Origin of the sequence: Pseudomonas sp. Ag1, from assembly GCF_000278565.1 — a bacterium.
In the GTDB taxonomy this organism is placed as follows: domain Bacteria; phylum Pseudomonadota; class Gammaproteobacteria; order Pseudomonadales; family Pseudomonadaceae; genus Aquipseudomonas.
In genome coordinates, this window is record NZ_AKVH01000080.1 from 50,082 (window position 1) to 63,147 (window position 13,066).

General features: G+C 60.7%; 11 protein-coding genes. 3 read left to right on the forward strand and 8 right to left on the reverse strand.

The window, feature by feature from the left end; all coding sequences use genetic code 11:
- Positions 1-280: 280 nt before the first annotated feature.
- Positions 281-1,594 (forward strand): phospholipase D family protein, encoded by a 1,314-nt coding sequence (locus tag A462_RS24865; RefSeq protein WP_008432617.1) that lies wholly within the window; start codon positions 281-283, stop codon positions 1,592-1,594.
- A 217-nt stretch (positions 1,595-1,811) separates the two neighbouring features.
- Here A462_RS24865 and A462_RS24860 read toward each other — a convergent pair whose 3' ends face one another.
- Positions 1,812-2,141 (reverse strand): DUF6124 family protein, encoded by a 330-nt coding sequence (locus tag A462_RS24860; protein WP_032899015.1) that lies wholly within the window; start codon positions 2,139-2,141, stop codon positions 1,812-1,814.
- 358 nt (positions 2,142-2,499) lie between these two features.
- Positions 2,500-3,726 carry an MFS transporter gene (locus tag A462_RS24855; RefSeq protein ID WP_008432619.1) on the reverse strand — a complete coding sequence of 409 codons (1,227 nt, stop codon included), beginning with the start codon at positions 3,724-3,726 and terminating at the stop codon, positions 2,500-2,502.
- 320 nt (positions 3,727-4,046) lie between these two features.
- Here A462_RS24855 and A462_RS24850 point away from each other — a divergent pair, with 320 nt between their 5' ends.
- Positions 4,047-5,306, forward strand: coding sequence for a serine hydrolase domain-containing protein (locus tag A462_RS24850; RefSeq protein ID WP_008432621.1), 1,260 nt, complete (start codon positions 4,047-4,049; stop codon positions 5,304-5,306).
- Positions 5,307-5,416: 110 nt separating this feature from the next.
- Here the strand turns inward: A462_RS24850 and pyk are convergent, their stop codons facing one another.
- From pyk to gcl, 5 genes are all read right to left on the reverse strand, one after another.
- A complete protein-coding gene (gene pyk / locus A462_RS24845) occupies positions 5,417-6,832 on the reverse strand; it encodes a pyruvate kinase (RefSeq protein WP_003210597.1) in 1,416 nt (471 codons plus the stop codon).
- The gene (locus tag A462_RS24840; RefSeq protein ID WP_003210596.1) at positions 6,822-8,117 is read right to left on the reverse strand and encodes a glycerate kinase type-2 family protein; all 1,296 of its coding nucleotides are present in this window, start codon (positions 8,115-8,117) and stop codon (positions 6,822-6,824) included. The genes pyk and A462_RS24840 overlap by 11 nt, the downstream gene beginning before the upstream one ends.
- 152 nt (positions 8,118-8,269) lie before the next feature.
- The gene (locus A462_RS24835; RefSeq protein WP_003210595.1) at positions 8,270-9,160 is read right to left on the reverse strand and encodes a 2-hydroxy-3-oxopropionate reductase; all 891 of its coding nucleotides are present in this window, start codon (positions 9,158-9,160) and stop codon (positions 8,270-8,272) included.
- Positions 9,161-9,336: 176 nt separating this feature from the next.
- On the reverse strand, positions 9,337-10,119 hold the full coding sequence (hyi, locus tag A462_RS24830; RefSeq protein WP_008432625.1) for a hydroxypyruvate isomerase: 783 nt from the start codon (positions 10,117-10,119) through the stop codon (positions 9,337-9,339).
- Between the two features lie 10 nt (positions 10,120-10,129).
- Entirely contained in the window at positions 10,130-11,905 is a 1,776-nt protein-coding gene (gene gcl / locus A462_RS24825) for a glyoxylate carboligase (protein ID WP_003210593.1), read from the reverse strand.
- Positions 11,906-12,172: 267 nt separating this feature from the next.
- On the opposite strand from gcl, the gene A462_RS24820 reads away from it, so the two are divergent.
- Positions 12,173-12,613 carry a GlcG/HbpS family heme-binding protein gene (locus A462_RS24820; protein ID WP_003210592.1) on the forward strand — a complete coding sequence of 147 codons (441 nt, stop codon included), beginning with the start codon at positions 12,173-12,175 and terminating at the stop codon, positions 12,611-12,613.
- A gap of 126 nt (positions 12,614-12,739) precedes the next feature.
- On the opposite strand, the gene A462_RS24815 is transcribed toward A462_RS24820, so the two are convergent.
- The coding region (locus A462_RS24815; RefSeq protein ID WP_008432628.1) for an REP-associated tyrosine transposase at positions 12,740-13,066 on the reverse strand (327 nt) is incomplete at its 5' end.

Sequence of the window (13,066 nt, forward strand, 5' to 3'; positions counted from 1 at the left end):
CGCTAACGACTGAGGACTAGACGGGTAAATCGGCAAGGCTTCATGAGGTTTGCTCATCAGTCCCGGAAGAGGGGCGGTGGCGACTGTCGAATGAAGGCTTGCCTCACGGTAGGCCATCACCGCTCGTACACAAAAAATCTGACACTCTCTTGATCGTTCGCTTTTGGCTGTTCTCTGCCGATCAAGGTTACAGCCTGTGATGGTCAGCTGCGCCGGCGGTATACTGGAGGGATTCCAATATACCCCGCGCCTCGCGCCCAGGCAGACCAGGGACGGTTGAATGATCCGCATCAGAACCAATTTGGCTCCTCGATGGAATCGGCAGATCCGAGAAGCCACCACGCCTCTGACAGTGCTGTCCCCCTACATCACAGAAAACAGCACGCTTAAGCTCTTGGCCAACAAGCAAGCAACGTTTTACACACGGTTCGAGGTAAGGGACTTCGTCTGTATGGCGTCAACAATCGCTGCCTTCAAGCTGTTGCTCATCAACAAGTGCATGATTTACGAGGTGAAGGACCTTCATGCGAAAGTCATCATGGACGAGGCTGACTTCGTCACACTTGGCAGCCAGAACCTTACCTTCAGGGGGGCCTCGAAAAATAAGGAGTTGAGTGTTTGTTTCGATAACAGTAAAGCCAATTCTTGTGAGCGAGTTCGGAGCGTGGTCAATGATTGGATTGACGACCCGGATCTGGAATTGATCGACTGGGCCAGGGTGTTGCGGATGGAGAAGGATGTTCGCTTAGCCAAAAAGGCTTTCGAAGAATTCAACGAAGCGATGTCCAAGATTCAGGGTAAAGCCGATACCTACCAAGCCAAGCGAGTCCAGGTTGCTCGGGATCAGCAGGAACAAGAGAGAGCTGCACGAAAGGCTAAGAACCTAGCTGCAATTGGTGCTGCCGTTCGGTCTGGCGCACCTTCCGGCACGAAATACACCGGAACAGTAAAGCCATCTGAGGGCTCTGCACGACTGAAATTTGATGCGAAGGTTGACCTGCTCCAGTGGACCAGGAAGAACGGCATCGTGCTCCCCCGGATGATTAAGTCGAGCCGTTGCCTATGCGTGCTCAATCAACAGAAGGTCGGCTGGGCAAGGCTTGCGAGCCAACAAATCACGAAATTCGCTCAAAGCATGACCATTGGTGGGATTCTGCCTAAACCGTTCGATCGGGTGGATGTGACACTCTCCGTCACCCCAAAAGATCTTGCTCGGGCGCCTTCCGACACGACTCTTGTTGCCATCTTGAAGAACGAGAACGGGACCGAACTGTGCATGGTCCCGGTTCTCTACTCAATCGACGAGATCAGCGTTCTCGACACGCTAGGACCCAAGCGAAAGCCGTCGGGTAAAAAGCTCAAGCCAATCGAGCAGCTCAGAACCGATCTGAAGAGGTGGATTGATAGCAATAGGGCTGACTTTGAAAGCCTACTTAGCCGCCACATCACCAGTACTACCCCTCTGAAGAAACGGCTCGATGGGGTCAACGCGGATGTGTTTTTTGAGGGAATGGATACGGTGGTCGATGTGACAATGGTCTTTAAAGGGCGCAACGGTACAAAGCCCATTCTTGTCGCGACCACCAGAAGCTGAAATCCCACACCTGCCTGACATCAGTGGAGTGTCCGTTTGGAGTCGAAAACGGCGTTTCGTAATGGCGGCAAATGGCCTGAAACCGCTATTGAGCGCAGCATGAGCGGCGACTTACTCAACTAAAGCGACATCGTCGTCGCTGAGCCGCCGTAGATGCCTACAGCGCCTCGGCGATCAGTCGATTGAGCTAGTTGAGTAGCCTGGACAGCGTCCGGTTTCAGCTAGACGGCACCTCCCGATCCATCAACTTACCCATCAACAGCACCCCCAACTCACTGAGTTGATGAATAGCCAACGCCACATCACGGTCTTTCCCGCTCAGCTCGTCCGACAGATCAAGCAGCAACGCGCTGACCGAGGCAAAGGTTTCATAGCTATTGGTAATCAGACTTTCACTGCTGGCATCAGCAGCCACACTGAACAGCGCACCCGACGGCGGGGCGGTTTTGGCGGAGGAGGGATTGAGATAGTGATCCAAGGCACGTTGCGCGGCTTGGTTGAGTTTCAAATCGGGAGATCCCGGAGGATTCGGCGTTACCTTGAACATATCAGTAGTTTTCCTGAGCAGGGCCCTCACCACGTCGCTACTAAACGAAATGGGGTGGCGGCTGTACGCAGGTTAGTAGACCGGGGAAACTACAAAAGCCGGCGCGTCCGAAGACGCCCTGCGCACAGCCACCATCAAGCACAGACAAGAAGGTCTGATAGATGCTGCTTATGCACTTGCAGTTAACCTCGGGCTACTAAACCCGATCACTGAGTTTTCAGCGACCGAGCAACCTTAGAGACGCCCACCCAGGTGCACAAGCCGGCGGATTCTGACGCAACTGTAGGCAATGGAGCAAGGTGCGGTGCTCACTGCCTCCAGCCACGGGACTGAATTCAATCAGTCCCGTTTTCCTCGATTAAGCAGGCTGAGCCGCCAGGCTATTACTCACCTTGCGCCCCAACACCAGCACCGTCACAAACCCGGCGCCCACGAACGCGGTCGCCAAACTCAACAGCACCGACGTCCCCATCTTGTCGACAATCTGCCCGCCAAAGAACGAACCCACGGCAATGATCACCTGGAACAACGCCACGAACAGCGGCATGCCACGCTCCACATCCTTGGGCGCAACCACAAACATCCAGATACTCGCGCACGCCGGGAAGGCACCGAAAGCAAAGCCCCACAGGGCGATCAGCATTACTGCGCCGCTCATGCCGGTGGCGAAGTAGGGGAACAGGGCGGTGCTGGTGCCGATCATCAGGGCCACCAGCAGCAGGGTGTGGCGCACGCTGCGGTTGGCGGCGAAGCCGGCGAAGACGTTGCCCATTACGCCGGCCACGCCGTAGAGCAGCAGCAGGGAGCCAATGGTCGGGCCGTCGAAGCCGGAGCTGTTTTTGAAGAACGGGGCGACGTAGGTGTACGCGGCAAAGTGCGCCAGGCCGATCAGCAATACGGCGATCAAGCCAACCCGGGCTTGTGGGTTGATGAACAGGGCCGGCAGGTCGGCGATGCGAATGGCTTTTTCCGGTTCGAGGCGCGGCAGCAGGAACATCTGTGCCAGCAGTACCGGTATGCCCACCAGTGCGGTGACGAGGAAGGTCATGCGCCAGCCCATCAGGCCGCTCAGCCAGGTGCCGACGGGCACGCCGAGGACGGTGGCCAGGGTCACGCCCATCATGATGATCGAGGTGGCTTTCGCGACGCCCACGCCCTTGGGCGCCAGGCGGCCGCTGAGGGCGATGGCCGTGGCCCAGAAGCCGCCGATGCTGATGCCCAGCAGTACGCGGCCGAACAGCAGCAGGCTGAAGTCGCTGGCGTAGGCCACCACCATGTTGGCGATGATCATGATCAGGGTCAGGCCGATCAGCAGGTAGCGACGGTCCATGGCGCCAATGCCCACCGACAGCAACGGGGCGGCGAGGGCGGCCATGATGCCGGGCAGGGTGACCATCAGCCCGGCGTGGCCGGCGCTGATGCCGAGGTCGGCGGCGACGTCGTTGAGTACGCCTACCGGCAGGAACTCGCTGGTGACCAGGGCGAAGGCGCCCACGGCAACCGAGAGTATCGCCAGCCACTGCTGCAGGACGGTTTGTTGGTTATGTTCGGGGAGGCCGCTAGGGGCCCGGCTTGCGCTTGGCATGGTGTCGGGTTCCGGGAGGATATTTCGCCTGAGGACAGACGGGAGGGAGAAAGTGGAGGCGATTATAGGAATGGGTTTTGGTAAGCCAATAGGCGACCGGTTCGATAGTAATCATCAGTCTCGTTGATAAGACTGCCTGCGTAGAGCGTTTTCTTCCGTGTAGACCCTCTCGATTGCCCATGGCCCGACTCCGCGCGTAATCCGGCCCGATCCCGCGCGCCAGAAAAAATCCCCCGCTGCATCCTGAGCCTAGGCATGTCGGTTTTTGCTGATGTGCCGAAGCGTTTCAAGGCCGATCAAACAATAATAAAGAGGTGCTTATGCCCGTGCTTCATCGCTCTTCATCCCTGGTTGAACGCAGCGCGCTTCATGTGTTGGTGTGTGCGTCGACACTTGCGCTGTCGTTAACCGCCTGCGCGGCCACCCCGGATCCCGCGAAGCCTTATCCCCATGCACAGGAACCGATCGGCGACGTGCAGGCCATCTATGACGGCAGGCTCAGCGAGGACTTGGCGGTCACTACCTTCCGTAATACCGACCGGTTGTTCCCGACGCGCACGATCAAGGCGGGCGGCCATCCGTTCCCGTTACCCCGTAGCAGCCAGCCACTTGGGCCGGTTGCCTTTGACTACAAAGGCAAGCATTACAGCCTCGATGACTACGTGGCGATCAACCGGGTAACCGGGCTGTTGGTGCTCAAGGACGGCAAGATCGTCGATGAGCGTTATGAAAAAGGCAACACCGCCGACACCCGGTGGATGTCGATGTCGGTGGCCAAGTCCATCACCTCGACCCTCGTAGGCGCGGCGCTGCAGGACGGCTCCATCAAGAGCCTGGATGACAAGGTCACCCGTTATTTACCCGCGTTGGCCGGTAGCGGTTATGACCAGGTCACCGTGCGCCAGATCCTCTCCATGCGCTCCGGGATCAAGTGGAACGAGCAATACACGGACCCTACCTCGGACGAGCGCCACTTGATCAAACTGCGCAGCGAGCAAGTACCGGGGTCGCTCCTGAAATTCATGGCCAGCCTGCAAACGGCGGCGCCGCCTGGTACGCGCACCAACTACAGCACCGGTGAAACTCAAGTGTTGGGGCAACTGGTGAGCGCTGCGGTGGGCAAGCCACTGACGCAATACCTGAGCGAGAAGATCTGGGCGCCTTACGGCATGCAAACCGATGCCAAGTGGTGGCTCGACGGCCTCAATGGCAATGAAGTGGGCGGCAGCGGTATCAGCGCGACGCTTGAGGATTACGGGCGTTTTGGGCAGTTCGTGCTTAGCGGAGGCAAGGCCGGTGGGCAGCCAGTGTTGCCTGAAGGCTGGTTGAGTTTTGCCAGCGCGACTACGGGTTCAGATGCGGCGTACGGTGACTTTGCGTCCATGTGGTGGCCAGGTTGGACCGACGCTTCCAAAGCGGATAAAGCCTTTACGGCGGCCGGTACGTTTGGTCAGTACCTCTACATCAATCCGACCAGGAATGTGGTGATTGTGGTGTGGCAGGCGCAGACCAAACCCACGGGTGGCAAGGTGATCGACGATATGTTTGCCTTTGATGCGGTTGCCAAAGCGCTTCAATAACCGCGAAGTACCTGTGGCGAGGGAGCTTGCTCCCGCTGGGGCGCGCAGCGGCCCCAAAAGATGGGCCTGCTGCGCAGTCCAGCGGGAGCAAGCTCCCTCGCCACAGGGGATTAGATCAATGTCTCGATCCGCAACGAATTGGTCGACCCTGGCTGCCCGAATGGCACCCCAGCAGTAATCACCAACGTATCCCCACGCTCCGCCATACCCTGTGCCTGGGCAATCTCCAACGCCGTGGAACACACCTCATCCACCTGCCGCAGCCGATCGTTCACCACCGAATGCACGCCCCACGCCACGCTCAAGCGTCGCGCCGTCGACAGGTTCGGTGTCAGGTTCAGAATCGGCACCGCCGGCCGTTCCCGCGCCGCCCGCAAGGTGGAGCTGCCCGACTCGCTGTAGTTCACCAGCACTGCCACCGGCAGGATGCTGCTGATACGGCGGATCGCACAGCTGATGGCGTCCGACACCGTGGCATCCGCCTTGGGCCGGCTGACGTCCAGCTGGGTCTGGTAATCCGGGCCATTTTCCACCTGGCGAATGATCTTGCTCATCATCAGCACGGCCTCCAACGGGTATTCACCGGAAGCGGTTTCCGCCGACAGCATCACCGCGTCCGCCCCTTCCGCCACTGCGTTGGCCACGTCGGTGACCTCGGCACGGGTCGGCGCCGGGGAGAAGCGCATGGATTCAAGCATCTGCGTGGCCACCACCACCGGTTTACCCAACTGGCGGCACACACCAATGATGTCCTTCTGGATTTGCGGCACGCTTTCCGCCGGCACTTCCACCCCCAGGTCGCCTCTGGCGACCATGATCGCGTCGCTCAGCTCGGCGATTTCCTGCAGGCGCTGCACCGCCGAGGGCTTCTCGATCTTGGCCATCAGGAACGCCTTGTCGCCGATCAACTCGCGGGCTTCGCGGATGTCTTCCGGGCGTTGCACAAACGACAGCGCCACCCAGTCCACTCCCAGCTCCAGGCCGAAGCTCAGGTCGCGGCGGTCCTTGGCGGTCAGCGGGCTGAGCTCCAGCAATGCCTGGGGTACGTTCACGCCTTTACGGTCCGACAGTTCGCCGCCGTTGAGCACGGTGGTGTCGATGGCATCGGCGTGCTTGGTGATCACCCGCAGGCGCAGCTTGCCGTCGTCCAGCAGCAGGTCCATGCCGGGCTGCAGGGCCGCGATGATTTCCGGGTGGGGCAGGTTGACTCGCCGCTGGTCACCGGGTGTCGGGTCGAGGTCCAGGCGCAGGGCCTGGCCGCGAATCAGTTGCACTTTTCCTTCGGCAAAACGCCCCACCCGCAGCTTCGGCCCTTGCAGGTCCATCAGGATGCCGAGGGGATAATTGAGCTGGCGCTCCACCTGGCGAATCCACTGGTAGCGTTGGGCGTGGTCGGCATGATCGCCATGGCTGAAGTTCAGGCGAAAGATATTCACCCCGGCTTCCACCAGCTCGCGGATGTCGTCGATGCTGTCGGTGGCCGGGCCCAGCGTGGCGAGGATCTTGACCTTCTTATCAGGCGTCATGTTCAGGGGACTCTCTTTCAGGGCTTTCAAGAATCAGAATGGCGCGGAAATCGTTGACGTTGGTGCGGGTCGGCTCGGTGATGATCAAGCCGTCGAGGGCCGCGAAGTAGCCGTAGCCATTGTTGTTGTCCAGCTCGTCACTGGCGCTCAAGCCCAGGGCTTCGGCGCGGGCGTAGCTGGTGGGCGTCATGATCGCGCCGGCGTTGTCTTCCGAGCCGTCGATGCCGTCGGTGTCACCCGCCAGGGCGTAGACGCCGGGCAGGCCCTTGAGGCTGTCGGTGAGGCTCAGCAGGAATTCGGCGTTGCGTCCGCCACGGCCATTGCCGCGTACGGTGACGGTGGTTTCGCCGCCGGAGAGGATCACGCAAGGCGCCGCCAGGGGTTGGCCGTGCTGGATGATTTGCCGGGCGATACCGGCGTGCACCTTGGCCACGTCCCGCGCTTCGCCTTCCAGGTCGCCGAGGATCAGCGGGCTGAAACCGGCCTGGCGGACTTTCACCGCCACCGCTTCCAGGGATTGCTGCGGACGGGCGATCAGTTGGAAATGGCTACGGGCCAGCACCGGGTCGCCGGGCTTGACGGTTTCCGACTCCGGGCTTTGCAGCCAGGTGCGCACCGACGCCGGGATTTCAATCTGGTAGCGCTTGAGAATCGCCAGCGCCTGTTGCGAGGTGCTGGGGTCGCCGACGGTGGGGCCGGAAGCGATGACCGTGGCCTGGTCACCCGGCACATCGGAAATCGCGTAGGTGTAGACGGTGGCAGGCCAGCTTGCCTTGGCCAGGCGCCCGCCCTTGATCGCCGAGAGGTGCTTGCGCACGCAGTTCATCTCGCCGATGGTGGCGCCGGATTTGAGCAGGGCCTTGTTGATCGCTTGCTTGTCCGCCAGGGTGATGCCGGCGGCCGGAAGGGCGAGCAGTGCAGAGCCGCCGCCGGAGAGCAGGAAGATCACGCGGTCGTCTTCGCCCAGGTTGCTGATCAGCTCCAGCACACGCTTGGCCACGGCCTGGCCTGCGGCGTCCGGCACCGGGTGCGCGGCTTCGACCACCTCGATTTTCTTGCAGGGTGCGCCGTGGCCGTAGCGGGTGACCACCAGGCCCGAGACTTCGCCTTGCCAGCAGTTTTCCACCACCAGCGCCATGGCGGCGGCGGCTTTGCCGGCGCCGATCACGATGACACGGCCGCTGCGGTCGGCGGGCAGATAGGGTTCGAGGACTTGCCGGGGGTGGGCGGCGTCGATGGCTGTGGCAAACAGCTCGCGAAGCAGGTGTTGCGGATCGACCGACATAAGCGGGCTCCCGGGGATTCTTGTTATTAGGGGTGCATCAGATCGTTCCCACGCTCCGCGTGGGAATGAATCACTGGACGCTCTGCGTCCGCTGTTGTGACGCGGAGCGTCACGGCTGCATTCCCACGCAGAGCGTGGGAACGATCAGGGGGTTATTTATCGCGAATCGAAAAATTCGCCATATGTTCCAGGCCCTTGATCAGCGCCGAGTGGTCCCAGTTGCCGCCACCGATGGCGGTGCAGGTGCTGAACACCTGCTGCGTGCCGGCGGTGTTCGGCAGGTTGATCCCCAGCTCCTTGGCACCGGCCAGGGCCAGGTTCAGATCCTTCTGGTGCAGGTTGATGCGGAAGCCCGGATCGAAGGTGCCCTTGATCATGCGCTCGCCATGCACTTCGAGGATTTTCGACGAAGCAAACCCCCCCATCAGTGCTTCACGCACCTTGGCCGGGTCGGCGCCGTTCTTCGAGGCGAACAGCAGCGCTTCCGCCACCGCCTGGATGTTCAACGCAACGATGATCTGGTTGGCCACCTTGGCGGTCTGGCCATCGCCATTGCCGCCCACCAGGGTGATGTTCTTGCCCATGGCCTGGAACAGCGGCAGGGCGCGTTCGAAGGTGTGCGGGTCGCCGCCGATCATGATGCTCAGGGTGCCGGCCTTGGCACCGACTTCACCACCGGACACCGGGGCGTCGAGGTAACGTGCGCCGGTCTCGTTGATCTTTGCGGCGAAGGCCTTGGTGGCGGTGGGCGAGATCGAACTCATGTCGATCACCACTTTGTTCGGCCCAAGGCCTGCGGCAACGCCGTCGGCGCGGAACAGCACATCGTCGACCTGCGGAGTGTCTGGCACCATGACGATGATGAATTCGGCTTCCTGGGCCACTTGCTGCGGGTTGGCCAGGGCCACCGCACCAGCGCTGATCAGTTCAGCCGGCGCCTTGCCGTGATGCTCGGAAAGAAACAGTTGGTGACCGGCCTTTTGCAGGTTGGCAGCCATGGGTTGGCCCATGATGCCGGTGCCGATAAATCCGATTTTAGCCATGACGAAAATCCTCTTATTGTTAGGTGTGCAGGCCTGGCGCGGCCTGCTAAACACAGGAGATCCACTGTGGGAGCGGGCTTGCTCGCGAATGGGGGCCGACATTCAGCATTGATGTCGACTGATCCACCGCTTTCGCGAGCAAGCCCGCTCCCACATTGGGTGCTGTGTTTGTTCAGTTAGATCGCGTTGTGGCTTTTGAGCCAACCCAAACCCGCTTCGGTGGTGGTCAACGGTTTGTACTCACAGCCGACCCAACCCTGATAACCGATGCGGTCCAAATGTTCGAACAGGAAGCGGTAGTTGATCTCACCGGTCCCCGGCTCGTTGCGCCCCGGGTTGTCCGCCAGCTGGATGTGGTTGATCTCACCCAGGTGCGCAGCCATGGTGCGGGCCAGGTCGCCTTCCATGATTTGCATGTGATAGATGTCGTATTGCAGGAACAGGTTGGCACTGCCTACCTGCTCGCGAATCGACAGGGCCTGCGCCGTGTTGTTCAGGTAGAAGCCCGGGATGTCGCGGGTATTGATCATCTCCATCACAAGCCGGATGCCCACCGCCTGCAGCTTGTCGGCGGCGTACTTGAGGTTGGCGACGAAGGTTTTTTCAAGCGTCGCGTCATCCACGCCGGCCGGGCGAATCCCCGCCAGGCAGTTGACCTGGGTATTGCCCAGTACCTGGGCGTAGGCGATGGCCAGGTTGACCCCGGCACGGAACTCCTCGACCCGGTCCGGGTGGCAGGCCAGGCCGCGTTCGCCCTTGGCCCAGTCACCGGCCGGCAGGTTGAACAGCACTTGGGTCAGGCCGTGGGCATCGAGTTGCGCCTTGATTTCAGCTGAGCTGAATTCATAGGGAAACAGGTATTCCACACCACTGAACCCCGCGTCGGCGGCGGCTTTGAAACGGGCAAGAAAGTCCTGTTCGGTAAACAGCATGGACAGGTTGGCGGCAAAACGCGGCATGGGGTTCTCCTTAATCGAGCAGTGAAATGGCAGTCGGCGCGTCGTTGCCCACCAGTGCCAGATCTTCGAATTCGTTGACGGCGTTGATCTCGGTGCCCATGGAAATATTGGTCACCCGTTCCAGAATAATCTCAACGATCACCGGAACCTTGAATTCTTCGATCATTTCCTGGGCCTTGCGCAGTGCCGGCTGGATCTGGCCCGGCTCGAACACCCGCAGGGCCTTGCAACCCAGGCCTTCGGCGACGGCCACGTGGTCGACGCCGTAACCGTTGAGTTCCGGTGCGTTGAGGTTGTCGAAGGACAGCTGCACGCAGTAGTCCATTTCAAACCCGCGCTGGGCCTGGCGGATCAGCCCCAGGTAGGAGTTGTTCACCACCACGTGGATGTACGGCAGCTTGAACTGTGCGCCCACGGCCAGCTCTTCGATCATGAACTGGAAGTCATAGTCGCCGGACAGTGCCACGACGTTGCGGGTCGGGTCCGCCTTGACCACACCCAGTGCCGCCGGAATGGTCCAGCCGAGCGGGCCGGCCTGGCCGCAGTTGATCCAGTGGCGTGGTTTGTAGACGTGCAGGAACTGCGCGCCGGCAATCTGCGACAGGCCGATGGTGCTGACGTAGCAGGTGTCTTTGCCGAACACCTGGTTCATCTCTTCGTACACCCGTTGCGGCTTGACCGGCACGTTGTCGAAGTGGGTCTTGCGGTGCAGGGTGGCCTTGCGCTGCTGGCAATCGTGGAGCCAGGCGCTGCGGTCCTTGAGCTTGCCGGCGGCTTTCCACTCGCGGGCCACTTCAATGAACATGGTCAATGCAGAGCCGGCGTCGGAAACGATGCCCAGATCCGGGGTGAACACGCGGCCGATTTGCGTCGGCTCGATGTCCACGTGAATGAATTTTCGGCCCTCGGTGTACACCTCCACCGAACCGGTGTGACGGTTGGCCCAGCGGTTACCGATGCCCAGCACCACGTCCGATTTCAACATCGTGGCGTTGCCATAGCGGTGGGACGTTTGCAGGCCGACCATGCCCACCATCTGCGGGTGATCGTCCGGGATGGTGCCCCAGCCCATCAGGGTCGGGATCACCGGGATGCCGGTCAACTCGGCGAATTCCACCAGCAGTTCGCTGGCGTCGGCGTTGATCACGCCACCACCGCTCACCAGCAATGGGCGCTCGGCCTGGTCCAGCAGGGCCAGGGCTTTTTCCACCTGGATACGGGTCGCCAAAGGCTTGGCCAGGGGCAGTGGTTGGTAGGCGTCGATATCGAATTCGATCTCGGCCATTTGTACGTCGAATGGCAGGTCGATCAGCACCGGGCCCGGGCGCCCGGAACGCATTTCATAAAAGGCCTTCTGGAAGGCATACGGCACCTGGCCGGGTTCCAGGACGGTGGTTGCCCACTTGGTCACCGGCTTGACGATGCTGGTGATGTCGACGGCCTGGAAGTCTTCCTTGTGCATGCGTGCCCGTGGCGCCTGGCCGGTGATGCACAGGATCGGGATCGAGTCCGCCGAGGCGCTGTACAGGCCGGTGACCATGTCGGTGCCCGCCGGGCCCGAGGTGCCGATGCACACGCCGATATTGCCGGCCTTGGTGCGGGTGTAGCCCTCGGCCATGTGCGAGGCGCCTTCAACGTGGCGAGCAAGGACGTGATCGATGCCACCGACCTTCTGCAAGGCCGAATACAGCGGGTTGATCGCGGCGCCCGGGATACCGAAGGCGGTGTCGACCCCTTCACGGCGCATCACCAGGACAGCGGCTTCGATTGCTCTCATTTTGCTCATGGTTTTGGTGCCTCTTGCGTTTTGTAATTGTATACAAGTGGTGTTGGTCCGAAGTGTATTCACGGCGAGCGGGGCAGGTCAATCCATTTTCTTGGGTGGCCTTTACGTTCGTCGGAAGGCTTATGGACGGGAATATTTCGACGTGTGGTGCGTATGATTCGAAATATTGTATACAAAAAATAAATCTATTGTGTTCTATTTGTTTGATCGAGCTTCTGATCAGACAGAGCCCCACGGCTTTCCCATAACAAGATAAGGACGGCACCCATGAGCGCTTTAACCTTGAAAGTCGCAGTCAACCTGGCCAGCCACGCCATCGCGGCAGGCCGCACCATTTCGGCGGCACCGCTGACCGTTGCGGTACTCGACAGCGGCGGGCATTTGATAACGTTGCAGCGCGAGGATGGCGCGAGCCTGCTGCGCCCGCAGATCGCGATTGGCAAGGCCTGGGGTGCGATAGCCCTGGGCAAGGGCTCGCGCTTGCTGGCGCTGGACGCACAGCAACGGCCGGCGTTTATTGCCGCGCTGAACAGCCTGGGGCAGGGCAGCGTGGTGCCGGCGCCGGGCGGGGTGTTGATCCGGGATCAGGCGGGTGTGGTGCTGGGAGCGATCGGGATCAGCGGGGATACGTCGGATATTGACGAGCAGTGTGCGATCAGTGCGATCGAGGGGTTGGGGTTGTTGGCGGATGCGGGGGTTACTGCTTGATGTGAGGTGACTGGTCGGGCCTCTTCGCGAGCAAGCCCGCTCCCACATTTGACTGCATTCCAAGGCTGGAACTCGGTCAAATGTGGGAGCGGGCTTGCTCGCGAAAGGGGCGACTCGGTCCCGGACCTAAACCCAAACCGCATCCCACAGCGGATAGTCGCCAATCCGCTCCACCAACCCTGCTCTTAATGGGTTGGCCACGACATACCGAGCCATCTTCACCAAGTCATCGTCCTTGCGCAGCGCACGATCATGAAAGCTGGTTTGCCATAGCCGCCCTTTGCGGCCCGTAGCGCCATTAACGGTTCGAGTGCTTTTGGACTTCACCTGGCACATCAGGTCTCCCAATGAGCCTTTTTGCAGCTCAATCAACCAGTGAAAGTGGTCGGGCATGACCACCCAGGCCAGGGAGTTCGCCAGCCCTTGATACTGGGCGAGACGGAATTGCCAGAC